25 protein-coding genes are annotated in these 24,903 nt (G+C 41.9%); 14 read left to right on the top strand and 11 right to left on the bottom strand.

What is annotated here, in order from left to right:
* Positions 1-12: 12 nt before the first annotated feature.
* Positions 13-735, bottom strand: a complete 723-nt coding sequence (locus OQY15_RS03850; RefSeq protein WP_265787956.1) for a DUF1080 domain-containing protein — start codon at positions 733-735, stop codon at positions 13-15.
* 109 nt (positions 736-844) lie between these two features.
* Between OQY15_RS03850 and OQY15_RS03845 the strand changes: the two genes are divergently transcribed.
* Both OQY15_RS03845 and OQY15_RS03840 read left to right on the top strand, forming a co-directional pair.
* The gene (locus tag OQY15_RS03845) at positions 845-2,932 is read left to right on the top strand and encodes a hypothetical protein (RefSeq protein WP_265787954.1); all 2,088 of its coding nucleotides are present in this window, start codon (positions 845-847) and stop codon (positions 2,930-2,932) included.
* A 74-nt stretch (positions 2,933-3,006) separates the two neighbouring features.
* Positions 3,007-3,711, top strand: coding sequence for a RibD family protein (locus OQY15_RS03840; protein ID WP_265787952.1), 705 nt, complete (start codon positions 3,007-3,009; stop codon positions 3,709-3,711).
* Positions 3,712-3,793: 82 nt separating this feature from the next.
* On the opposite strand, the gene OQY15_RS03835 is transcribed toward OQY15_RS03840, so the two are convergent.
* A complete protein-coding gene (locus tag OQY15_RS03835) occupies positions 3,794-4,294 on the bottom strand; it encodes a Crp/Fnr family transcriptional regulator (RefSeq protein WP_265788361.1) in 501 nt (166 codons plus the stop codon).
* Between OQY15_RS03835 and OQY15_RS03830 the strand changes: the two genes are divergently transcribed.
* Entirely contained in the window at positions 4,238-4,426 is a 189-nt protein-coding gene (locus tag OQY15_RS03830) for a hypothetical protein (protein ID WP_265788364.1), read from the top strand. The two genes, OQY15_RS03835 and OQY15_RS03830, sit on opposite strands and share 57 nt — an antisense overlap.
* A gap of 87 nt (positions 4,427-4,513) precedes the next feature.
* Positions 4,514-5,494 (top strand): zinc-binding dehydrogenase, encoded by a 981-nt coding sequence (locus tag OQY15_RS03825; RefSeq protein WP_265787950.1) that lies wholly within the window; start codon positions 4,514-4,516, stop codon positions 5,492-5,494.
* Positions 5,495-5,709: 215 nt separating this feature from the next.
* Here OQY15_RS03825 and OQY15_RS03820 read toward each other — a convergent pair whose 3' ends face one another.
* Together OQY15_RS03820 and OQY15_RS03815 are read right to left on the bottom strand one after the other, a co-directional pair.
* A complete protein-coding gene (locus OQY15_RS03820) occupies positions 5,710-6,630 on the bottom strand; it encodes a helix-turn-helix transcriptional regulator (RefSeq protein ID WP_265787948.1) in 921 nt (306 codons plus the stop codon).
* Positions 6,631-6,695: 65 nt separating this feature from the next.
* Positions 6,696-7,469, bottom strand: a complete 774-nt coding sequence (locus OQY15_RS03815) for an SDR family NAD(P)-dependent oxidoreductase (protein ID WP_265787946.1) — start codon at positions 7,467-7,469, stop codon at positions 6,696-6,698.
* A gap of 323 nt (positions 7,470-7,792) precedes the next feature.
* Here OQY15_RS03815 and OQY15_RS03810 point away from each other — a divergent pair, with 323 nt between their 5' ends.
* The 6 genes from OQY15_RS03810 (at position 7,793) to OQY15_RS03785 (ending at position 18,135) form a co-directional block, all read left to right on the top strand.
* Complete coding sequence (locus tag OQY15_RS03810) at positions 7,793-8,329, top strand: RNA polymerase sigma-70 factor (protein ID WP_265787944.1); 537 nt, start codon at positions 7,793-7,795, stop codon at positions 8,327-8,329.
* 69 nt (positions 8,330-8,398) lie between these two features.
* The gene (locus OQY15_RS03805; RefSeq protein ID WP_265787942.1) at positions 8,399-9,553 is read left to right on the top strand and encodes a FecR domain-containing protein; all 1,155 of its coding nucleotides are present in this window, start codon (positions 8,399-8,401) and stop codon (positions 9,551-9,553) included.
* A 173-nt stretch (positions 9,554-9,726) separates the two neighbouring features.
* Positions 9,727-13,023, top strand: coding sequence for a SusC/RagA family TonB-linked outer membrane protein (locus OQY15_RS03800; protein ID WP_265787940.1), 3,297 nt, complete (start codon positions 9,727-9,729; stop codon positions 13,021-13,023).
* 10 nt (positions 13,024-13,033) lie between these two features.
* Positions 13,034-14,467 (top strand): RagB/SusD family nutrient uptake outer membrane protein, encoded by a 1,434-nt coding sequence (locus OQY15_RS03795; RefSeq protein ID WP_265787933.1) that lies wholly within the window; start codon positions 13,034-13,036, stop codon positions 14,465-14,467.
* Positions 14,468-14,475: 8 nt separating this feature from the next.
* Entirely contained in the window at positions 14,476-17,052 is a 2,577-nt protein-coding gene (locus tag OQY15_RS03790) for a zinc-dependent metalloprotease (protein ID WP_265787931.1), read from the top strand.
* Positions 17,053-17,055: 3 nt separating this feature from the next.
* The gene (locus OQY15_RS03785) at positions 17,056-18,135 is read left to right on the top strand and encodes a TlpA disulfide reductase family protein (RefSeq protein WP_265787929.1); all 1,080 of its coding nucleotides are present in this window, start codon (positions 17,056-17,058) and stop codon (positions 18,133-18,135) included.
* A gap of 153 nt (positions 18,136-18,288) precedes the next feature.
* On the opposite strand, the gene OQY15_RS03780 is transcribed toward OQY15_RS03785, so the two are convergent.
* The 7 genes from OQY15_RS03780 to OQY15_RS03750 all read right to left on the bottom strand — a co-directional run bounded on the left by OQY15_RS03780 (position 18,289) and on the right by OQY15_RS03750 (position 21,642).
* Positions 18,289-18,654 (bottom strand): VOC family protein, encoded by a 366-nt coding sequence (locus OQY15_RS03780; protein WP_265787927.1) that lies wholly within the window; start codon positions 18,652-18,654, stop codon positions 18,289-18,291.
* 188 nt (positions 18,655-18,842) lie between these two features.
* Positions 18,843-19,004, bottom strand: coding sequence for a hypothetical protein (locus tag OQY15_RS22390; RefSeq protein ID WP_323670605.1), 162 nt, complete (start codon positions 19,002-19,004; stop codon positions 18,843-18,845).
* Positions 19,005-19,055: 51 nt separating this feature from the next.
* Complete coding sequence (locus tag OQY15_RS03770; RefSeq protein ID WP_265787924.1) at positions 19,056-19,475, bottom strand: arsenate reductase ArsC; 420 nt, start codon at positions 19,473-19,475, stop codon at positions 19,056-19,058.
* An 8-nt stretch (positions 19,476-19,483) separates the two neighbouring features.
* A complete protein-coding gene (locus OQY15_RS03765) occupies positions 19,484-19,978 on the bottom strand; it encodes a GNAT family N-acetyltransferase (protein WP_265787922.1) in 495 nt (164 codons plus the stop codon).
* Between the two features lie 13 nt (positions 19,979-19,991).
* Positions 19,992-20,552, bottom strand: a complete 561-nt coding sequence (locus OQY15_RS03760; RefSeq protein WP_265787920.1) for a DUF6428 family protein — start codon at positions 20,550-20,552, stop codon at positions 19,992-19,994.
* Positions 20,553-20,601: 49 nt separating this feature from the next.
* Positions 20,602-20,931, bottom strand: a complete 330-nt coding sequence (locus OQY15_RS03755) for a metalloregulator ArsR/SmtB family transcription factor (protein ID WP_265787918.1) — start codon at positions 20,929-20,931, stop codon at positions 20,602-20,604.
* Positions 20,932-21,066: 135 nt separating this feature from the next.
* Complete coding sequence (locus OQY15_RS03750) at positions 21,067-21,642, bottom strand: GrpB family protein (protein ID WP_265787916.1); 576 nt, start codon at positions 21,640-21,642, stop codon at positions 21,067-21,069.
* Between the two features lie 257 nt (positions 21,643-21,899).
* Here OQY15_RS03750 and OQY15_RS03745 point away from each other — a divergent pair, with 257 nt between their 5' ends.
* The 4 genes from OQY15_RS03745 to OQY15_RS03730 all read left to right on the top strand — a co-directional run bounded on the left by OQY15_RS03745 (position 21,900) and on the right by OQY15_RS03730 (position 24,883).
* On the top strand, positions 21,900-22,871 hold the full coding sequence (locus tag OQY15_RS03745) for an aldo/keto reductase (protein WP_265787914.1): 972 nt from the start codon (positions 21,900-21,902) through the stop codon (positions 22,869-22,871).
* A complete protein-coding gene (locus OQY15_RS03740; protein WP_265787911.1) occupies positions 22,872-23,726 on the top strand; it encodes an AraC family transcriptional regulator in 855 nt (284 codons plus the stop codon).
* Positions 23,727-23,789: 63 nt separating this feature from the next.
* The gene (locus OQY15_RS03735; protein WP_265787909.1) at positions 23,790-24,026 is read left to right on the top strand and encodes a hypothetical protein; all 237 of its coding nucleotides are present in this window, start codon (positions 23,790-23,792) and stop codon (positions 24,024-24,026) included.
* A gap of 479 nt (positions 24,027-24,505) precedes the next feature.
* Positions 24,506-24,883 (top strand): hypothetical protein, encoded by a 378-nt coding sequence (locus OQY15_RS03730; RefSeq protein ID WP_265787907.1) that lies wholly within the window; start codon positions 24,506-24,508, stop codon positions 24,881-24,883.
* The last annotated feature ends 20 nt before the right edge of the window (positions 24,884-24,903 follow it).

Raw genomic sequence — 24,903 nt, 5'->3', positions numbered from 1 at the left:
TTTATGCTTTTTCTATAAAGCGAGAATCTTTACGTTTTTAAAGGATATCCCTTTCGTCCAGTCCTGCAAAGCAATATGGCCTGACAGCGCTTTTCCAAAGTCGGGGAAATTCTTGAAATTGGTTTCCTTGATCTTTTCTTTCCAGGCAGCCGCTTTAAGATCTTCTTTGGCTGTTTCAATCCCGTCGAGGTAAAAAGTGATCACCCCATCTTTCTGTACAATTCTGGAGGTATTCCACTGATCTGCCGGTTTTGTATCCACTTTGTTTAGCTGTGCACTAAATCCGTACAAACATCCGGAGTGTTTTGTAGGCTTATCCATATCCAAATGTTCAGTACCTAAAAGCTGATACTCCGGACCTGTAGTCCATGCAGTAGGGTATTCTTTCTTCTCTACCACATTGATAAATACACCACTGTTGCCAGTAGCCTGCAGCTTCCAGTCGAACCTCAGGTCAAAGTTTTTGAATTCCTCATCACTCAACAGGTCTCCATGTTCAACATTGGGATCAGAGGTGCAGACCAAAGCTCCATCCTGGACCTTCCAGGCTGAGTTGATCTTGCCCTTGTTATACAAATGCCATCCGTCAGAGGTTTTCCCATCGAAAAGCAATTTCCAACCCGCTTCTTTTTCGGCGGAAGACAGCTCATTGTCGGCAGGGGCTGAATTTTTACAACTCATTAGTAAGGTAGCGGCACACAAAAATGTTGCTGCAAGTTTTAAAGATTTGTTCATCGTTTATATTTAGGTTATCAATAGCCCATCCAATTTAGAGAAAATACATGAAATTTTTGCTATTGAATGTGCACAAAAAACTGTAGGTTAGAATTATAAACTACCAGATATGAACTTGAGAACTCTTTTTGCGGTCGTACTGCTGCTCACAGTAGTGTCCCGGGCCGATGCACAGCTGAAATTAGATACCAAACTTTTTAAGAATAACGGGGAGGTCAGTATAACCATGCAAAACCAGATTGTCGAAATTACCTGGCCTGCGGGTAAATCACAATTCGGAAAGGTACAATTTGATCTTTCAGCCTCTAATCCTTTGTTTAAGCGCATTTCATTGGGTGCAAAATCCAATCCTGCAACCATTTCAGAGGGTCTTGATCCCGTGTTTTTACTGAGTACCGGAAAACGCGATTTGTTATCACAAAACGGATGGAACATATTTTTTGATAAAGTTCCGCTAAGACCTTTTAGTACTTCTCCGGTAGTGCTGACTAAAAATTCAATAGCTGCAGAAACTACAGGCAGCAGGACTATAGTAAGAATAGGAAAACTTAAAGCAGATACCTTTACCGGTGAGCTCGAGGTGACCTTTTACAATGGAAGTCCACTGATCAATATTGCCGCGGTGATGTCTACCGAGGCTGATGCCACTGCGATTGTATACGACGCAGGACTGGTCAGCAAAACGCAAAAATGGAAGAAACTCTCCTGGATCAGTACTGCAGACGAGCTGGCTTCTGCTGCGGTAAATTATACAGACACTGCCCGGAATCTGGCCGTTAAATACCGCAGTATCGCCGCACAGGATGAGAAGGGAAGCCTTGCCGTATTCCCGGCGCCACATCAGTATTTTTATCCACTGGATGAGGCCTTTAACCTGAAATTTATCTGGCAGGGAAAGAACTACCGGAAGAGTGTTCCGGGGTATGGGATCGGCATCCGTCAGGAGTTGCAGGGAGATCACCGCTATGTACCCTGGTTTAATGCGCCGCCACAAACAAAACAACGACTTAACTTTTTCTGTCTGCTGAATGAGGGTGATAGCCCTGCTGTACTGGACGAGGTGAAGAAGTTCACTCATGCTGATCGCTACGTGTCTGTACCTGGCTTTAAAACCATGTCCAGCCATTTCCACAATGAGTTTATCATGAAGGTGGTTCTGGGTGGTCAGCCTGTTCCTGAGAAACCGGAGTTTGTGGATGTGTTTAAACGTATGGGGGTGGATATGGTTCACCTGGGTGAGTTTCACTATACTGCTCATCCTAAAGGACCAGATTCGTTGCGTTTAAAGGAGCTGAAAGCGCTGTTCGACCAGTGCAAGCGCCTATCTACTGACGACTTCCTGCTGCTGCCCGGAGAAGAACCTAATGAATTCTTTGGCGGACACTGGCTGCAGATCTTTCCAAAACCGGTTTACTGGGTGATGTCACGTACCGGTGATCAGCCTTTTGTGGAGCAGCGTCCGGGTTTTGGAAAGGTGTATCACATCGGCAACAAAAACGATATGCTGAAATTACTGGAAGCGGAGCAGGGACTGGCATGGACGGCCCATGCGCGTACCAAAGGTTCAGTAAATACTCCTGATATCTATTCCCACGAGGATTTCTTCAAATCCGATCGTTTCATGGGGGCTGCCTGGAAGGCGATGCCGGCAGACCTTTCACAACCACGGCTGGGGAAACGGGTGCTGGACCTGCTGGATGATATGAACAATTGGGGCGAAAAGAAAACGATCATTTCTGAGGCTGACTTATTCACGATCACTAAGGAGAATGAGATGTATGCGCATATGAATGTCAATTACATGATGATGGATAAGTTGCCGAAATATGAGGATGGCTGGAAACCCTTTATAGAGCAGATGCAGCAGGGTAAATTCTTTAGCACAACTGGGGAGGTGCTGATGCATGAGCTTAAGTTAAATGGTAAAGTATCAGGAGAAACGGTAAAACTGAACGCTGCGGGTGTAGCAGATGTCCGCCTGAAACTGAGCTGGACCTTCCCTTTGAACTTTGTTGAGGTCATATCTGGTGATGGGAAGAAGGTATACCGTGAGAAAATAGATCTGCGTTATACCAAAGCTTTCGGCACAGAGCAGCTTGATCTTAAAGCAAATTTAAAGGGCAGGAAATGGGCACGGGTTGAGGTTTGGGATGCCGCAGTGAATGGGGCGTTTAGCCAGACGTTTTATTTGAAATAGCGCATATCTATAGCTCTAAGCCAAAACTTATTCAACAATTGCCTGAAAACTGTGTTTCAATAGAAAAGAACACGATGAAGAAAAGACCATACGTAACTTGTCTGATGATGACGTCAGTAGACGGAAAGATTTTGTCTGAGAAATGGGGAAGTGATGCAACCGTAAAAAAGCTGGCCAATAAATTTGAAGAAGTCCACGAGAAAATTGGTGTTAAAGCCTGGATTGTAGGGCGTACTACAATGGAGAAGGATTTCACTGACTTTGCTAAGCCTATCCTTAAAAAGGGACATCAGGAGGTCGACCGTAAGGATTTCGTTGCCGAGCATCAATCGGATTCTTTTGCAATAGCTATTGACGGGCAGGGGAAACTTGGATGGGAAGAGCCAGAAATGGAAGGTGACCATGTGATTTCAGTATTGACGGAAGCTGTTCCGGATGCCTATTTAGCGCATCTTAAAGATATCGGTGTTTCTTACATCTTCGCTGGCGAAAAGGTGATTTCATTACAAACGGCCTTAGAAAAGTTGTATGCGCTATTTGACATTAAGCATTTAATGTTAGAGGGTGGTGCCCATATCAACGGCAGTTTTCTCAACGAAAAACTGATTGACGAGTTGCAGCATGTACTTCTGCCCATTGCCGATGGTACGATAGAAACTTCTACTCTTTTTGAGATTGACAAGGATATTAAAAGGGAAGGAGCTACACTTTTGAAACTTGAAAATGTGAAACAGATGGAAGATGATGTGCTCTGGCTGAGTTATACGTTTAAGTATTAATAGTCAAATCTGGAAGTATTGGATTCCACGTATCCAATTTTACATTTCCCACCAGCTATTTATATTGCGATAGGCAAAGATATTAATTTCTTATCCTGCTAAGAGTTTCCCGGGAAACTCCCAGATATGCTGCAATGGTCCTTAATGGTAAACGGCCAATTAATGTGGGATAAGTTTTTATAAAATGATCGTATTTTTGTAGGGCTGTAGAACTTATATTTAAATAAATTCTTTGCTGACTGGCATCATAACTTCTCGCTTGCAGCTTTTCAATCAGCTGTTGTAAGTTCGGTATCTCTTTCATCAGAAGGTCAAGATTGTCCTTTGATATTAAAATCACCTCGGAGTCTTCAAGCGCATCGATGTTACTTTTTGATGGTTGGCCCGTACGATAACTTTCATTATCGTTAACCCACCAGTTTTCTACTGCAAACCGAAGTATATGTTCATTGCCATCATCACTAATCCGATAGGACCTCAGACAACCTTTGGTCACAAAACAACTGTATTTGCAAATCTCCCCTTCATGCAGAAGAAATTGCCTTTTCCTGATTTTTCTGTAGATATGGGCTTTACGGACCATATCTATTTCTTCAGCAGTCAGCTCTACCTGGTTGGTAATATAGTTTATAAACACATCGAACATCTATTCAAATTTAATGATAAAAATCAATTGGTGTCTTCCCGCGAGATATTTGCTGAAAAACCTGCGTAATCGGTGATAAATGTCACCGAATACTGGTGACAAATCTCCTTGATTTGGAATACTGACATTGGTCACCTTTGTAAAAAAAATATACTTATGGTACCAACGCAAATAAAAGCGATCACTGTTGATGAGAATGATGAGCACCGTCTTGCCATTCGTACTGTTGATCTTGGACCCGCCCTGCAAGGCGAGATTACAATCCGTATTACTGCAGTTTCTCTCAACCGTGGAGAAACAAAGAGGGCACTAACTACCAGCGTAACCGGAACCCGTCCGGGCTGGGACTTCGCAGGAATTGTTGAAGATACCAATGGGGTAGTGGGTGCGCCCATCGTGGGAACACGTGTTGTTGGCCTGCTGGCGATCGGATCCTGGTGTGAGCGGATTCATGTGCCTTTGGATTCCATTTCAGTGATTCCCCAGGGCGTTTCTGATGCACAGGCTGCATGTCTTCCATTGGCGGGTTTAACTGCCTTGCACGCATTGCGTAAGGGTGGTTTTCTTCTTGGTAAAAAAGTCCTGATCAATGGCGCAAGTGGGGGAGTAGGACAGATGGCTATTCAACTTGCTGCTTCCGCCGGTGCGGTGGTATATTCACATATAAGAAGCGCAAATCAAAAAAAACTTGTAGAAGAGTCAACCAGTGGTGCTGTCATCATTGGAACTTCAATGAACGAAGCACAACCATATGGCGCTTTTGACATTATCCTTGATTCTTTAGGTGGATCTGCGTTATCAGCTGCGCTCGGGATGCTAAAGAAAAACGGGACATGTATTACGATCGGTGCTTCTGAAAGTTCACAGATAACCTTTGATAGCAATGTCCTGTTCTATGATTCACCAGGCGCATCTCTAAGGTCAATGCATGTATTTCACGAAATTTCTGCTGCTGGATCAATGTCTGACGATCTTGCAATTTTGCTGAGTTTAGTTGAAAAAGGTAAATTAAAAATAAACATCGGTGTAGAAGAAGCATGGACAAAAATCTCAGCTGTTGCTGAGGCACTTATTGAACGCAAGTTTAGTGGAAAAGCTGTCCTGCATTTGTCACCATCCTGGATAAGATCAAGATAAATAACAGCTGGGTCCAGTAGATAATTTGTAACCAAATTGAGTAACAAGCAATTTAGTGTCTTTTGATCGTTACTACACACTTAATGTGCGTTAATGAACGGTTTGTGCGTTTATATTAAAATTAAACCATTCATGGTCACCTGGGCTGAATAAAGACAACTGTATATCCTGCTGTGGCATAGGAAAAAAGATGGAATCTTTTCCTATGTCGTACCTCAATTAAATGACTGCCGAAACTCTACCGGGCTTTGGTTAGTTTTGTTCTTAAACAATTTGCTGAAGCTCTGCGAGTGCTCAAAACCCAGGTCATACGCAATTTCACTGATTGATAACTCTGTCGTTGACAGCTTTTCTTTTGCTTGCTCAATAAGTTTTGCGTGGATGTATTGCTGTGCATTTTGTCCGATGAGTGAGCGCAGCATATCGCTTAAGTAGCCGGTCGACAAGTTCAATTTTTCCGAAAGGAACTGAACTGTGGGCAGGCCCTGCTGTAGAGGTTGCTGCGTTCTAAAATACTCATCCAGAATAGCTTCTGTCTTTTGAAGAATATCATTGTTAACTGCTTTGCGGGTGATGAATTGTCGCTTGTAAAAGCGATTAACATAACTGAGGAGTAATTCTATCTGGGCAACAATAACCTCCTGACTAAACTCGTCTACGCGGCTATTCAGTTCCTTCTCCATTATCCTGAGAATAGTAAGAATGACCTCCCTTTCAGGGTCAGATAAATGGAGGGCTTCATTAACCGAATAGGCGAAATACCCATACTGCTTTATCTTTTTTGCTAAGGGATAACCCAATAAAAATTCTGGATGTATCAGCAGGAGGTAAGCGTAAGTTTTCCGGTTGTATTCCGTACTTCCTACCAGTTGGTTGGGAGCCAGGAAAAGCATACTTCCTTCGTTATAATCATAATAGTCTCGTCCGTATTTTAGCTTCCCGCTGTTTTGTGTGATGAAAGTTATCTTGTAAAAGTTCAATACATCATAAATAGGAGCCATATCTGTATTGAAAGGATTGCTCTCATTGAAATGTACCAAGCTGATCAAAGGATGTTGTGGCTTGGGTAAGCCAAAAGCCTGATGGCTTTCGGATATGGATATAAAGCGTATGAGTTTACCTTCCTTATTTTTCATTTGATAAAATTATTGAAAAATCCTATGACAAGGATATCATCATAGGTTTTTCAAGCTGTTAGATATTACCAGAGAAGAATGTTGTCTGTTCCTGCAAAGTTGGCCGGTCCGGTAAAGCTACCGGTAGGGATGTCCTCTGACAATGCTACCCTGATTGGCTCCAAAGAACCTTCTTCAACCGTATCTGTTCCCTGAAAATTATTGAGTGCCGTCGCAGTAAAACCAGGACTCACGAGATTTACCTTGATGTTTGTACTTTCCAACTCTATGGCCAGGGAGAGAAAAATTCCATTAAGTGCAGTTTTGGATGCACCATATACAGCATCAAAATTATCACGATATGGATTGTCAGGGTTTGCATTGATCGCAAGGGAACCTAGAGCACTGGAAACAGTTACAATCCTTGCCGCTGATGCTTTTCGCAATAAAGGTAAAAATGCCTGCGTGACAGCAAGTGTACCAAATACATTGGTATCCCAAACCGTGCGCATCTCTTCTAAGGGTGCAATGCTGGCGCGTTGCGCTCCCAATACTTCTTCCATGGTGCGACCAGGTTTCCCTGCATTTGAAATGGCGGCGTTATTGACCAGCAATGTAAGATATCCAAATTCACTTTCTATCTGCTTTACTGCATTATTGATAGAAGTAGAGTCTGTGATATTTATTTGAATGGCCTTTGCATCACCGTCTATTTCCGCAACAGCGGCTTCTCCTTTTTGCAGATCGCGGGACCCTACAAACACAGTATAACCATTATTGGCCAGGGCTTTGGCAACTTGAAATCCAACGCCTGTATTGGCCCCTGTAACCAGGGCTACTTTCTTTTCATTTGACTGCATAATCTTTTATTTAAAATCTGATGCAGCAAAATTCTCCATAAGCTGTAGCACCCCTGTAGCCAAATCAGGAATTATTGTAGCCTAAAAAGGGGTGTAAAATTTGTGATTTTTTTAAAAACAGAAGGTCAGGTCATGCAAAAGATGAGATAAAAGTTGTAAGAATTCCTGTTATCACGGTACATCTCGGACTTAAATACTGAAAAAAATACTATTTTTGGTTTCTATTAAGCTACACCCAAGCAAAATAACACCATATTCATAAATTAATGACTGGCGCTGGCATTATATACGAGAATTTGACCGACGATGATCTAATATTTCGTATGAAAAATAATGATCATCATGCCTTTACCGAGATATTCAACCGTTATAGCCAGCTTTTGTACGGTCATGCATACAATAAACTTAGGATTGAGAGCGATGCGAGAGATGTATTGCAGGAAATGTTCATGAAATTTTGGGATAAACGCGGATCCCTAGAGGAAGGAAATAACCTGAGTGGTTATCTTTTTGTTGCGCTTAGGAACACAATTTTTAATCTGATCAGAAGCAAAGCAAGGATAAAATCCTATGCTGAAACTTTCAGCAAGACAAATGCAGACAGTGGCATTTATACGGATACCCTGATTCGTGAAAAACAATTCGCAGCGATGATAGAAGCAGAGATTGCTAAACTACCTCCTAGGATGCGTGAAGTTTTTGAACTACGGAAAAAACAAAATCTGTCAAATAAAGAAGTAGCTGTTCGTTTGGGTATCACAGAGTCTACAAGTGCAGATCATATGAAGAAGGCCGTGAGAATACTCAAAAGTAAAATAGGTCTGTTGTGGTTTGTGCTATATTATATTCATGTAAAATAAATATTAAATTCATATCCCCAATCTTCATTCTTTGTGTGTATTACATATATCAACCCTATGATATAAGTAATGGAAGAGGAAAAATTCAGAAAAATATTAGACCGGTATATCGCGGGTGAAGCTTCGGAAGAGGAGCAGGCCTGGCTGGAGTCTGCTTATGTAAACTGGAACCGTAACGAGCATCAGCAGCCATCGGAATCCTTCTTAACAAAAGGTAGTAATCAGGTCTTGGATCACGTTTCAGGATATATACATCAGGATCTGAAAACACAAAAACAATTCAGGCAAGCAACAACAAAGAGGTTACTTCCTTTAATTTCAGCGGCAGCACTGCTGATCATTTCACTATCCGGTATCTTTATATATAAGCAAAACCATCCTTCATCTTACCTCAGCAACCTCCCTGCAAACGCCGATCTTAAAGCTGGTAAAAACAGGGCTGTTTTGGTTCTTGCCAATGGAAAGAAGATTAATCTTGATCAGACTGTGAGCGGACATATTGCTGATGAAGATGGTATATCCGTTTCTAAAACAGCCGATGGACAGATTATTTATGATCTTCCCGAACAGGAGACTATCTCTGTGAAAACAGAATACAATACTGTGTTTACACCAGCCGGGGGCCAGTATCAGGTCAACCTTCCTGATGGGACCCGGGTTTGGTTAAATGCTGCCTCATCACTCACATTCCCGACAACTGTTACTGATGTACGTACAGTGAAGCTAGATGGTGAAGCTTATTTTGAGGTGAGTAAGATTATAAACCAGGGTAAAAAAGTACCCTTTGTTGTTGAAGGCAAAAATCAGATAATAGAAGTTCTGGGTACTCATTTCAATGTAAATGCATACGAAAATGAGCCATTTGTCAAGACAACGCTTCTTGAGGGGAGTGTGAAAATCAATAATCAAACGCTTTTACAACCAGGTCAGCAAGCCCGCGTCCAGGGCGAGTCGATAACCGTTGTCTCTGTAAATGCAGAGGACTTTACCGACTGGCAAAGGGGAGATTTCATTTTGGAGAATAATGATTTCAGATCCCTCATGAGAAAGATTTCCCGCTGGTACGATGTTGATGTCATTTATGCTGAAGATGCACCGGAGAAGCTAAAGCTGGGAGGCTGGATATCCCGATCCAGGAATATATCGTCCATACTACAGGTCATGGAAAAAACAGGAAAAGTTCATTTTAAAATCGAAGGAAGGAGGATTACAGTAACTAAATAAATAAATACTGTGATTTTGAAATAAGACCAGAAGTGCTCGAACACCTCTGGTCAACGGTTTCTAAAGTCACAAATCAATCGAAGACTATCAACTTTAAACCCTAACAAATGTACAAATTTTACCCAAACAATCTGGGTAGGCCTTCTCGTCCTATTCGACAATTTTTGCTGATTATGCGTATCACTACGTTTCTATTACTGGCTGCAATGATGCAGGTAAGTGCAGCCACACTGGCCCAGCAAATTACTATCAAACGAAAAAATGCAAATCTGACCGAAGTTTTTAAAACTATCAGGTTACAGACAGGTTATGATTTTGTTTATGACCAGGAATTGATTTCAAAGGCCTCACCAGTTACTATTAATGTTAACAACGCAGAGCTCAATGATGTTTTAAAAAATTGCTTAGCCAATCAATCATTAAGTTATATTATTCAGAATAAAACAGTTATTATTCAGGAAAAAGGTTTCATTGATAAGGTGAAGAGTCTTTTCAGCACTGTTACTGTTAACGGTACTGTGCTTGATGAAAATGGGGAGCCTTTGCCAGGAGTAACTATTAAGGTAAAAGGTACTACCCGTTACACCATGAGCAGTACCAACGGAAAATTCTACATTGCCACAACTGATGAAAATCCAACTTTAACAATCTCCTATCTCGGATATAAAACTATTGAACTAACCGGCGTTCCAACCATGACCGTGAAGATGGAGCCCGATCCGGCAAAACTGGATGAGGTGCAGGTGATTGGTTATGGTACTACAACCCGCCGCTTAAATACCGGCTCCCAGGTTGGGATCTCTGCAGATCAAATAGCGGATCAGCCAGTTACCAACGTACTGCAAGCCATGGCGGGGCGAATGGCGGGTGTAACTATCACCCAGTCTAATGGTTTGCCAGGTGCGGGAATCGCTGTCCAGATCAGAGGAGTGAATTCAATTGGAGAAAATGCAATTAAGCCTAACCGTCCATTCTATCTTATAGATGGAGTACCTTTTCTGTCTGAACCCATCAACTCAGCTACTTACAGTGTGACATCCCCAACAAACAGCAGGTTACCATCAGCCGAGGGAACAACCAGTCCGCTCAACTCAATAAACCCTTCAGATATAGAGAGCATTGAGGTATTAAAAGATGCAGATGCTACCTCGATATATGGTTCCAGAGGTGCAAATGGGGTGGTCTTGATTACTACTAAAAAGGGTAAACCAGGCAGAACTAGATTTAGCGTGAATGCATCTTCAGGTATTTCTGAAGTTTCACATTTTGTTGAGATGGTTGGAACGCAGCAGTATCTTGAATTAAGAAGAAAGGCGTTTGCCAATAATACCACCAATCCGGCAACGCCGACGGTTACCTCTGCACCAGATCTATTGGTCTGGGATCAAAACGGTTACACTGACTTCCAGAGAATGTTTATGGGCAGAACAGCCAAGACGAATGACGTTAATGCCAGCATGTCTGGTGGTGATACACATACTAACTTTTTTCTGAGCGGAACATATCATAAAGAAGGTAATGTTTTTCCGGGCAATCAGGGATATCAGCGTGGTGGGGGAAAGTTTAACCTGAATCATTCTTCATACGATCAGCGCTTTAATCTTGCTCTGTCCGCCATGTATTCTACGGATAAAAATAATATAGCAAGTACAGATCTGGCCACATGGGCCTATATCCTTCCTCCCAATTTTCCGCTCTACACCTCAGCAGGTGCCTTAAACTGGGATGGATTTGTCAGCAATCCGCTGGGTTACCTCAATCAATCAAATGACAACCGTACTTCTAATCTGCTCACTAATCTGAATTTAAAATATACACTGTTAAAAGGACTTGATATCAGGACTAACCTTGGTTTCAACAAAACCGACATGACGCAGGTAGTAACCAGGCCGCTTTCGTCATTGAACCCGAACTTGTATTCCGGATATACTGCGGGTACAGCCTCATACGTATATAACTATACCAATAACTATATCGTTGAGCCACAGATCAATTACACCACAAAGGTCTGGAAAGGTACATTAAACGCCCTGGCCGGGGGATCTTACCAGTATAAACAATCAAGGATGCCATACAACATCAGTGCGTCTGGCTTTACGTCTGATGATTTCCTGAGAACGGTTACTGCTGCAAGTATGATCTCTACATCAAGTGGTTCTGTCGATTATAAATATGCTTCATTATTTGGCCGTGTAAATTATAATCTGATGGAAAAATACGTTGTAAATGTCAATTTCAGGAGAGATGGATCATCAAGGTTCGGCCCAAACAATAAATTTGGTAATTTTGGATCTGCGGGTGCTGCCTGGATTTTCTCGGAAGAGAAACTACTGAAAGATAAATTTAACTGGTTTAGCTTTGGTAAATTGCGTGGAAGTTATGGTGTTGTAGGTAGTGATGAAATTGATAACTATGGATATCTCGATACTTATGCTGCTTCAACCTATGTTTATGGAGGATCCACAGGTTTAAATCCTACACGTTTGCCCAATCCTGATTATAAATGGGAGGAGACAAAAAAACTAGATATAGGCCTGGATCTTGCTTTTTTTAAGAACAGACTTTCTGTAAGCGGGGGATATTACCGCAACAGAACAAGCAATCAGCTCGTTACTTTAACAACAAGTTCTCAGGCCGGATTTACCGGATATCTGAGCAATCTGCCAGCCACTGTTCAGAACTCAGGATGGGAACTCTCAATCACCAGCACCAACTTAAAGAACAAAACCTTTAGCTGGACTTCATCCTTCAATATCAGTCAAAACAGGAATAAATTATTATCATTCCCCAACATAGAAAAATCGTCTTATTACACCACCTATATCGTGGGCAATCCAATCAGTGCTTATTATCTGTACCAATATGCAGGCATCAATCCAACTACAAACTTGCCATCCTTCACAGATTTCAATAATTCCGGAAGCATCAGTACAGGGTTTGCTGCAACAGGCAGGGGCGACAGGTATTTTGCAGGTACATCATACCCTAAGTATTTTGGTGGTTTAACCAATACGCTTAACTATAAAAGTGTTACCCTCGACTTCACCTTCCAGTTTGTGAAGCAAATGGGCAGGAGTCTGCTTGCCTCTTCTAATTATCCTCCTGGATATTTCAGTAATGCGGCAGCAAGTGTAGTCAACGAATACCTCGCTTTGGGTTCACAGGATTATCTGGTAAGTGCAGGTACACGCGGTACCGCTGGTTCGGCTTCTTATCTGGCCTATACGAATTACACCGGTTCTGACGCCTCACTGGTTGATGCCTCTTTTATCAGGCTGAAAAATGTAAACCTTTCGTACACATTGCCTTCAAAATGGTTAGGGAAAAACAATGGACAAACTCTGAGGATTTTCACTCAGGGGCAGAACCTCTTTACGATCACCAAGTATAAAGGTTTTGATCCTGAATCACAGAGCATCGCTACTCCTCCCTTGCGTACCATAACTGGTGGTTTTCAATTTACTTTTTAACTCCAATAAGATGTCAAAATCGATATATCATATAATGACCAGCCTGCTGGCATTCACCATAATTATCAGCTCAGGCTGTGAGAAAACTGTGGATATTGATCCACCATTGAATCAGATTACAACAAGTTTAGTGTTCTCTTCTGATAAGCTGGCTACAGCAGCACGATCAGGTATGTTCAGCACCTTAGCGTCAATAAGTACACAGTCGCAAAACCTTACAACATACAGTTCTTTGCAGGCTGATGATCTGCTGTATATTGCAACAGCAGTAGCCTTGCAGGAGTTTAATAATAATACATACACAGCAGTAAGTACCTCACAGGCCTCAATATTTTCAGACTGGTATTCCGTTATCTATCGTGCAAATGCCATGATAGAAGGTTTGCAAAATACGTCCGGAACTACAGCGTCTTTAAAAACGCAATATATTGCAGAAGCCAAATTAGTTAGGGCCTATTGTTATTTTCACCTGGTAAATACTTTTGGTGATGTTCCACTGGTGCTAGTAACTGATCCGTCTGTTACAGCATTTCTTCCTAAGTCAGCTACTTCAATAATTTATGCCCAAATGATTGAAGACCTGACAGAGGCGAAATCAAACCTTGGCGTAGTATATCCTGGTGTAACGGCAACCACGACCTCATCTAATGATCGTACACTGGTAAATAGGTTTGTTGCTACAGCTTTGCTTGCAAGAGTGCAACTGTATACAGGCAATTATGCGGCAGCAGAATCCAATGCCTCTGAGGTAATAGCATCTACTCTTTACAATATGATTCCGAGGACCACAATGGCCACTGGTGTATTCACAAGGGATAATGCAGAATGTATCTGGGCCATGTCTCCACCGGTCCTCTATACCAATCAATATACGGTTGAAGCCTCTGTGTTTATTCCCAGCTCCCTTACTTCGGTAACTACTTTTAACTACCGTCTTGACCCAAGGTTTGCTGCACTATTTACCAGTACAGATCTCAGAAGAACTGGCTGGATGAGTAATGTGACCCTGTCCGGAACTACCTACATCATTCCTTTTAAGTACAAGTACCGTACGCAGCCGCTTGCCGTGGCCGCAGGTATCAGTGAATCTCAGGTCGTTGTCCGCCTGGCGGAAATGTACCTGATCCGTGCCGAGGCAAGAGCGAGAACAGGCAGCAATCTTTCGGGCGCACTGGCAGATCTGAATGTGATACAAACAAGAGCTGCTGCAACTTTAACTACGGCCACAGACGCATCATCGTTATTAACAGCAATTGCACTTGAAAACCGTAAGGAATTTTTCTGTGAGCAGGCCTACCGCTGGTATAATTTAAAACGTACAGGCGAAGCCGATGCGGTATTGGGTGCCATAAAATCTAGCTACACACCTCACGCTAAACTGTTGCCGATACCTCAGGCAGCAATTGACGCTAATTATAATCTAACTCAAAACCCAGGTTACTAAATAAAATCATGAACTACAAAAATCAATCTAAGGCCAGGTATTTTTACCTGGCCCTGGCCATCGGCTTGCTCGGTAGTACCGCGCAGTCATGCAGTGTCTTCAGAGAAGAAAAGAAAGTTACAACTAAAACAGCTGCTACTGCAGGCGCTGCAAAAAACAAGGCAGACTCCCTTAAGAATCCTATTAAACCATACAAAGATGTGGTTACCGCCAAAGCAGTTACGCAGCGTGGATTATTTACCGTTCATAAGGTTGCAGACCGGTATCTTTTCGAAATAGGAGATACGCTGCTGAAGAAAGATATTCTTACGGTATTACGGTTAAGTAAATCTACCCCTGGTGCTGGAAACTATGGAGGCGAAGAGGTTGCAGAGCATATGGTATACTGGGAGAAAGGACCAAACGATAAACTCTTTTTGAAAGTTTCTACCCTGGTTAGTGTGGCGGATTCTGCAGATATGATTTCCAGGGCAGTAGAAAGTTCAAATCTGAATCCAATTATTGCAGCTTTTCCTGTAAAGGCCAAATCAAAAGACTCTGCAGGTGTGGTAATTGACGTAACTGACTTTCTTCTCGGAGAAAATAATCTCATGTCATTTGAACCAGCCGATAAGAAATCTTATTCCCTGGGAGCACAGGCAGCAGACCGTTCCTATATCGAGAGCGTTAAAAGCTTTCCGATCAATACAGAGATCAAAACTATCAGAACATATTCTGCTGTTCCATCGGCAGGTCCCGGACCTGGGCTACCTGCAGCAGCACAGGCGGGTACGGTCACTCTAGGAATGAACGCATCTTTTATATTACTTCCGGCAAAGCCCATGCGTAAAAGATATTTTGATGCACGTGTAGGTTTCTTTGCCAGCAGCTATAACAAATTCAGTGATGCACAGCAAAAAGTAGAACAGGAAGCATTCATCCACCGCTGGAGACTGGAACCTAAAGATGAGGATATGGATAAGTTCAGAAGGGGAGAGCTTGTTGAACCGAAAAAGCAAATCGTTTATTATATCGATCCTGCAACACCAAAACAATGGCGTCCGTTCCTGATCGCTGGTGTGAACGACTGGCAGAAGGCTTTTGAACAGGCAGGCTTTAAGAATGCGATCATTGGTAAGGAGTGGCCTGAACAAGATACCACGATGAGTCTTGACGATGCACGTTTTTCTGTGATTCGTTACTTTGCTTCACCCCAACAAAATGCCTACGGACCAAATATTGCCGACCCGCGTACGGGCGAGATCATGGAGAGCCATATCGGATGGTATCACAACGTGATGAAACTGGTACACAGGTGGTATATGATCCAGTGTGGTGCCGTAGATCCCAGAGCTCGTAAGAACAAGTTTGATGACGAGCTGATGGGCCAGTTGATCAGGTTTGTATCTTCTCACGAAATAGGGCATACCTTAGGTCTGCGTCACAATATGGGCTCCAGCAGCACCGTTCCGGTAGAGAAACTAAGAGATAAGGCATGGGTAGAGGCCCATGGACATACACCTTCAATTATGGATTACGCAAGGTTTAATTACGTAGCACAGCCTGAAGATAATATCTCTGAAAAAGGATTATTCCCCCGCATTAATGATTATGATAAATGGGCCATACAGTGGGGGTATAAACCTGTACTGGATGTATCAGACGCAAAAGCTGAAAAGAAAATTTTAAATAAACTCACGATCGACAGTCTTGCAGGCAACAAAAGACTCTGGTTTGGAGGTGAAGGTAAGGATTATGATCCCCGTTCACAGTCAGAAGATCTGAGCGACGATGCGATTAAAGCAAGCAAGTATGGTATTAAAAATTTAAAGCGTGTTGTTCCTCAGCTCATCAACTGGACCAGGGAAGATGGTGAGGGATATGCAGAGCTGCGGGATATGTATAATGAAGCTGTGGGGCAATACTCGCGTTATGCTTTCCACGTACTTAAAAACCTTGGTGGTGTAATGGCAACACCAAAAACCTATGAACAGGCGGGAGCTGTTTATCAACCTGTAAGTCTTGCAAAGCAGAAGGAAGCCATTAAATATTTTAATGAAGAGATCTTCACTACTCCTAAATGGTTATTGAACCCACAGATCCTTAATAAAATAGAACCCGGATTTGGATCTAATGCCGTAGAAAAGCTACAGCAGGAAGTCATTGCGTCAGTAACCTCGCAAAGCCGTTTGTACCGTATGATGATCAATCAGCGCGATTATGGGAAAGGTGCCTATTCGCCACAGCAATGGTTAAATGATTTGAAAGGCGGAATTTTCACAGAGCTGAAAACTGGTAAACCTATCGATTCTTATCGCAGGACAATGCAGAAGATGTATGTAGGTAGTATCATCACGATGTATAACAAACGCTTCGCCTTGCAGGGATCTTTGGATAATATTTTGGCTGGAGTGACACCTACAGAAATTCTGCTTTATTCAAATGTGAAGCCGCTCGCCCTGGCTCATTTAAAAGATCTGCGTAAAGATATAGGGGTAGCCATTAATGGTACATCAGACCAGGACAGTAAAATACATTTGATTTATTTAAAGCAAATGCTCGATAAAATCCTGACTGAGTCTCCAATCCCGGGTTTGAATTATTAAGAGATGAAATATCAACGCATTTTTTTAGCAGTTTTTAGTTTAAGTGTTGTTTTATTTGCTGATTCATATGCGCAGTCCGCTGCGCATATTACAGCAGATATCGCAGGTTTAAATAATAACAAAATCGTATTTTCTTATGAAATGGACAATGTGATTTATAAAGATTCTGTACCTGCTGATCATGGGGTATTCGCCAAGGATCTAGCGCTACCAGAGGCAGTTTTGTGTACTTTATCCAACTCTGTTAACCAGCAGATCCGGATATTGCTTTTAGACCATCATCCCTCAAAAATTACCGGTGATGTGAGCAGGTTTTATGAACTGAAGATATCCGGCTCTGAAGAGCATGAGCTGCTCAGTCAGTTTAAAGCGTCCCTGAATGCCCTTCCGGGTAAGCGGCCAAAGGCTACCGGCAATGTAGAAAATGATAAGAAAGCACTGATGATCTTTGCTGCTAAACAGCAGTTATCAAAGGATAGTGTCTTATCAGGTTTTGTCCGAATGTATCCTCAGCATATCGCTACAGCAATTGCAGTGTATGATATGTACGTTACTTATCCCAACAGAGATAAGGCTGTGCAGAATTTCAAATTGCTGTCTGCAGATATACAGAGGAGTTACTATGGCCGAAGGATCAAAACCTTTCTGGATGCACAGGTTGTAACCAGCGTAGGGGCTACTGCTGCAGACTTTTCCCTGGCAGACAAAAATGGGATATCTTACTCACTCAAGAATTTCAAGGGAAAATATGTGCTGCTTGATTTCTGGGCAAGCTGGTGTGTACCCTGTCGTAAGGAAAACCCTAACCTGATCAAAGCATATCAGCAGTATAAGGACAGAGGGTTTACCATCGTTGGCTTATCTATGGATGCTTCGGTAGAACACTGGTTAACCGCAGTTGAGCAGGATCAACTTCCCTGGCTGCAATTGAACGATCCCAAATCGACAACAGGAAAAGCAGCAGATACCTATGGTGTAAAAAGCCTGCCTGCAAACTTTCTTGTAGACCCTGAGGGGAAGATTGTAGCAAAGAATCTTCGTGGCGATGCGCTGGAGAAGAAACTAAAAGAGCTTATTCGTTAGGTTTAAGAACAGTTAATAGTTAAAACGCAGATGGTGGATGCCTCTGCGTTTTTAGCTTAAAATATAGTCATGTGCAGTAAGATGTGATCGTATTTAAATCATCTTTGCAGGACTTACAACAAAGTCTACAAAATTCTGTTCAGAAGCCGTAAGTTAGTTTTTTAGTTGAAAGTGTGGATTGTAAATTAAGCCAATAACATTTCCAAATGGGTCTTTAACAGTTGCCGTCATGATGTCTCCGCCAACGTTATATGGCTTTTCATTTTCGGTCGCACCTAATTCAATAAGCCGGTCAAAAGCTTCCTGAATATTTTCTGTACCCCAATACGAGACTACACTTTCAGGTTTATCCAGTGTCGGGTTTTCTTCTGGTTGAAGCCCTAATTCATAACCTTCAATATTGAAGCCGACATAATATGGCTCGTTAAAATATGGGTTCGTTTCAAATGCTTTTGAGTACCATTCTGTTGCCTTTTGAATGTCTCCAACTTTATAAATTGTTGTTCTGAGTCCTAACATATGTTTGTTCTTTGCTTTTATCTAGCGTTTATCAGTGTATTTGGGTTAGAATAAGGTTGGTAGGTCTGACGCAATGGACTTACAACAAAAAAATGATTGTAGGATATGTCTGACAATCTAGCCTTACCAATAAATCAAATTTAAAATATTAATGTAAAGTAGAGTTTAAAAACTTTTAAACAGGCGAACTAATGATTTATAAGTTCCTTCCCAATATTATTTCTTCCTGGACCATAGCGACTGATCATACCAATGGCGAAAGGAATACCAGGATAGATACCGACACTCTCTGCGATTTCCGCTACCGGAATGTTTACTTCAAATCCTTTAAATCTAAATAAAGGTGGCAAGAACAGGACCGCAGGTATTCACTGACATGATAATCTCGGTAAGGATGTTATTTAGTAGCTCAAATGGCCTTTAACGAAGTCAAAAGAATAGGTTTTGATCATATCACTTACCCTTCTAAATTCGTTCATGATCTCTTCTTCCGTTCCTGTAGCCTTCGCCGGGTCAGGGAAATCGTAATGAAGCTTTTGTGCCTGTGTGGGGAAGAAAGGGCAGCTTTCTTTTGCGTTATCACAGACGGTTATTACATAGTCGAACTTGATGTCAGCGTATTCATCTACATGGTTTGACGTGTGTCCAGAAATATCAATCCCGCTTTCAGCCATTACTTTTACAGCTTTGGGATTTAGCCCGTGGACTTCGATACCGGCGCTGTAAATATTGGCGTTGTTTCCCGCGAAGTGTCTTAGAAACCCTTCTGCTAATTGACTACGGCAGCTATTGCCCGTGCACAATACTAATACATTCTTCATGTTGTACTCTAGTTTATGCCTGTTGTTTTACTTCTACGTTCAAGCAGATTGACGTCCCGCCAAACGCCATTCATTTTGCCAACTTTTTCCCGATATCCCATGACACGAAAACCTGCTTTTTCATGAAGGCGGAGGCTTGCTACATTCTCAGGGAATATCCCTGCCTGTAACGTCCATATATTCGCCTTCTCACTTTCGGTAATCACATGCTGTAATAGCTGAATGCCGATTTTCTGCCCCCTAAAACGTTCAGCGATATAAATGCTGACTTCGGCTACTCCGGCGTATACACAGCGGCTGGAAACGGGCGACAAGGCAACCCAGCCTGCAATCTCATTGCCGACAGCAGCAACATAACGCAGTTCTGCCAAGTGCGCCCGATCCCAATCATCCCAAGAAGGGGCATCAGCCTGGAAAGTTGCCTGACCTGTCGCGATCCCTTCAAGGTAAATATCTTTAACTTCCGGCCAGTGTACCGGCCACATTGTATAAATATCCATCATAATCACTTCTTTTTTAGCAGCAACCCGATCCTGGAGTGCATGTTTCAGCAGCTGCCGTTAGGTTTACCAATTGAATTTTAGGTTTCTCAGCAGGGGCGCAGCATTCTTCGCCGCTTTCAGTTGTGCCGCAACTACCGCCGCGATTAATGGCCTTGCATTGCACAGCATCCGGGCGCAGATCAACAATCAGATTGTCGCCGCTAACGGTAATATCATTCGGGAACATCTGGCGGGTATCAAACTCGCTATTGCCAAATTCAATTTTTACGGTTGCTAAGGGGTTTAATGATAAAGTCTTCTCAACCAGTTCCACGATGGATAACGCTTTACCTACTTTCATGGCCCGCTCACTGTCGCGCACTTCTGGTTCCCAAAGCTGAACAATAACTTCCGTCCACGCATTCATTACCCCGCCACAATCAACCGATGTAATCGGTGCCTGTTTGATCTCGGTAATGTGATAAGAGGCATCTACCCAATTGTCTTCACCATATTGAAATTGTAAATCTAAAGACGGGTTTTCTAAAAGCAGGTCTTTAAATGTTTTCCAGTTCATTGCTTCTTGTTTTTTCATGGTTTCGATTCTTTTATTGTAATATTACGATGGTTAAGTCCAAATTTTTTTAGCAGCAGGTACTTATGTTTTTATAAGATTGAAAGAAGATACCAAGCTCGCCTTGTAGTTTCGCCCAGGCTTTAGGCTCGATGCAGTAGCAGACACTAACGCCCTCAATCGTTCCTTGTATCAATCCGGCATTTTTCAATTCTTTTAAATGTTGGGATATCGTGGCTTGCGCCAGTCCTAGTTCATTTACCAGATCACCGCAAATGCAGGCATTAGCTTTAATGATATGTTCGAGAATGGCAATACGGGCAGGATGAGCCAAAGCTTTCAGCATAATGGCTAAGTGGTTTTGCTCTTCTGTGAATATTTCTGTTTTTGTCAGCCCCATTGTATCGCAATATTACGATATTCAAAGTTATGTTACAAATTATTATAAGTGATTTAAATAAGTTTGTTTGATGAATGTCCCAGAAAAGGAATTTTTTCTAAATGAATAATTATTATGTGTAATTCTGCGCTTTAATTACAACTTCAAATCTAACAAGCACTTATCTGTAATCTCCTTTACAAACTCAGTTTTTGCAATCCTATATGCTACCCTCTCGTGTTTATGTTTATCGGCCAGAGTTTTTTTAAGATCTTCATAGTCCTTAGCCGTCTCTGGGTGTTTGATCAAATAATCTCTGAAATGGATTCTATTCCATAGACTATGACTCTCGGGAGCCGCATGGATATGATAAGTTTGTTGCTTTGGGTTGTTGGGGTCATATCCTTTTATAAATACCATATGAGTGTTGGCACCTTCATTTTGCCAATTAAAGTCATATCCAATCTTTTTCATTGGTTCAATGATCTCATGCTCTGTGGTGCTTTCAAATTCAACTGCCATGAGAATATCAATTGTATTTTTAGATGATAATCCAGGTACAGAGGTGCTCCCAAAATGTTCAATTCTGAAAAATAGGGAGGGAGGGATATTTTTTTCGATTAGTTGCCTTTCTTCTTCATAAAGTTTAGGCCAGTTAGGATCATAAGGGCTAATTTCGATTGGAAACAATTGTCCAATTTCTTCCGCAGTTAAATCACTAAGTGTTTTCATCTTTATATTCATAAGGCAATTTAAATAAATTGTTCTAACCTAAATGTTAAATCCCAGCGAGGGCTTGAAGTCGAAACTTAATGTGAGAGCATTCTGTTATTTAAATGTTTGTCTCACAAAACGAAGGAACCTCTAAGCAAAATTAAAGCAGCAGTGAGTTCTAATGTCACAACTACAATTTTAATCTGAGCCGTACAAGCACAATATATGAGCTATACAAGCAACTAAAATTTTCATTTATAGCTGTGATTTGTACTATGGAAAAGATAAAAAAAATTCAGTTAGGCCACGATGGCCCTTTAGTTTCTGCGCTTGGCCTTGGCTGCATGCGCATGTCTTCTGTCTGGGGCGGACCAACTGCTGATGAGTCAGAGAGTATCGCGACAATCAATGAAGCGCTTGACTTGGGTATCAACTTTTTAAATACTGGCGATTTCTATGGTGCTGGTCACAATGAGATGTTAATCGGTAAAGCTATTAAGGGAAGGCGCGATGATGCTTTTATTAGTGTAAAGTTTGGCGCCCTATTTCATAACGGACAATGGTTAGGAATGGACCTCCAACCCAATTCTATCAAAAACTTTATCGATTATTCACTTACCCGTCTCGGTATTGATACGATTGATCTTTACCAACCGAGCAGAATGGATGGGAGTGTACCTGTCGAAGATATTATCGGTACTGTTGCAGATCTAGTGCAGGAAGGCAAAGTTCGCTACATCGGTGTATCTGAAATTTCAGCTGCACAGCTTCGTCAGGCTCATGCCGTTCACCCTATCAGTGCACTGGAATATGGATACTCCCTTGCAGACCGCCAGATAGAAAACGATCTGCTGCCCGCTGCAAAGGAACTTGGAATAGCCGTTGTCGCCTTTGCAAATACAGCGGAGGGTTTACTCACCGGAGATCTGACCGCTCCACTTGCAGCCAATGACCACCGCAGACATTTCAGTCGTTTCGAAGATGATAACCTGATTTATAATCTTCAAAAAGTAGATATACTAAAACAGATCGCCAGGAGCAAAGGATATAGCCCTACGCAGCTCGCTATTGCCTGGGTAAAAGCGCAGGGCGATGACATCATGCCTTTGGTGAGCATGAGCAAAAGATCAAGGTTGCCAGAAAATATCGGAGCGATGGAAATTGAGTTTACAGCAGAAGAAATGGAAACTTTAAACACTACTTTTGCAATAGGCGCTATCAAGGGCGGCACATACTTACAGCGATAAATGGAAAGTCCAGCAGAAATTCTTCCCGGTGTTATCTTTTATTCTTACCTCTCCAGGGAGAGGAAACAAAAAGTCTGCTTTTGGAATCACCATACCTTGATACTGCAGGCTTCAGGCAAATTCTTTCTTGAAACTTCTGCCCAAAGTATCTCCATGAGCGGAGGTGAAATGATGCTCATCGGGAAGAACCAGCTCGGCACACTTACCAAAACACCTGTGCAGGAAGGGAACTATGAAACCATTGTTATCTCCCTGCAGGAAGACCTCATGCGCAGGATCGCTCTGGAAGAAAAGATAGAGTCCGGCGGAAAATATGTCGGCCCACCCAATCTGCTGATTCCTGTCAACGAATTTCTGCAGGGCTATTTCCAGTCGATCGTTCCTTACGCTAGAAGTTCCGGTGCAACAATGACCGATGAAATGGGGATTCTGAAGGTAAAAGAAGGGGTTAAGCTCTTGCTTCTAGCCCTTCCCGCCCTGCGGAGTTATCTTTTTGATTTTGCAGAACCTCATAAAATTGATCTGGAGAAGTTCATGCTCAACAACTTTCAGTTCAACGTGCCGGTAGAGAAGTTCGCACAACTGACGGGACGTAGCCTGGCGGGATTTAAGAGGGATTTTCAAAAAACTTTCGGCGTGCCACCACGGCAATGGCTACTTGGCAGGAGACTAGAAGCAGCTAAGTTTTTGATAGAGAACAAGCGTCAAAAACCCTCAATGATATACCTGGATCTAGGTTTTGAAAGTCTTTCGCATTTTTCCCATTCCTTTAAGAAGAAGTTTGGCAAGGCGCCGACTGAAGTGATGCAAATCCCTGTTGAAAAAATAATGTTTGTCTCAAGAAACGAACCCTAAAAGGATTATGATAAGATCAAATAGATAGATTTATAAATTTTAATATACTATTAGTAATAGCTTATGCCGAGACGTAAAAACTTAAATGGAATACCTCATAATATAACAAAGAGCTTTTTTGGAACAGAGCGTTATTACAATGGAGGTTATATGGGTGATTGGTTACTGAACGCAGCAAAAAAACTTCACTTGTCAAATGCTTCGTTAGATGTATTCCAAGCATCATTCATGCCCAAACAGTTAAATTTACGACCATTGATTTTAAATGCACAAGATTTAAAAGGAATCATAAATAAGTAATTAGAAGCAAATGGTTTTAATCAGGATTTTATAAAAGAAGCTGTTATTGACTTTCAGTTCCCAGATTCTGAAATTCCTAACACTAGCTTCTACTGCTTCGCATATCTGGTTGATAAAGATGGTAATAGATATGAAAGTGGTCGCATCATGGAAGAAGGGCTTGAACTTGGATTTGATCCATTTGACGAATCAAATATCTATCCTACAAAAATCCGCCCAGCTACTTTTAGCAAGATCAAAAAATTTTTAGGATGATAAATAGCAGTCAATACTAAGCTATGGTTGAGTAATTGTGGCTGATTTAACTTCGCTTCTTACAGCTCTGATTAGTCCATCCATACGATCTAACTGATCTCTTTTGGAACGCAGTGCGTACCGAATTGAGTTGGACTCATTATCGAATTATAAGCCGTCTTGAAACGGAAAGTCTGAGGAATCAATATGTCATTCATGCAATTGAATCAGGATGAAACACACGTATGCTACAACGAAACATTACATCGCAGTATATCGGACGTGTTTTAGATACAAGTGAACAGGGAACTCCAAAAGCTCAGCAATTAATCAAAGATCCTTATATATTTGAATTTCTGTGTTTACCAATTGATACCACGCTATTCGAGAGTAATAATGGACTTTGTGGATTTAAACTTATACCTGATCCTTCTTTATTGACAAATCTGTCCGGCTATTGTGGTGCGTTACTTATAAGGGCTATTCTACAAAAGCTTTCGATTGATGAGCATCAGGTATTAAAATTCAGGCTAGAAAACAAGTTTAAGCAGTACCAAATTTTCAACCATTTTGCTCCCGGATGCATGCCCGATACTCTGCCTTTTTCAAAACTGCTCGCATAATCTGATGGTGAACAAAAAAT

It is taken from the genome of Pedobacter sp. MC2016-15 (genome assembly GCF_026239695.1).
Taxonomy (GTDB): Bacteria; Bacteroidota; Bacteroidia; order Sphingobacteriales; family Sphingobacteriaceae; genus Pedobacter.
Note: the sequence above shows the minus strand (reverse complement) of the source record. Positions and strands in the feature narration are given on the sequence as shown.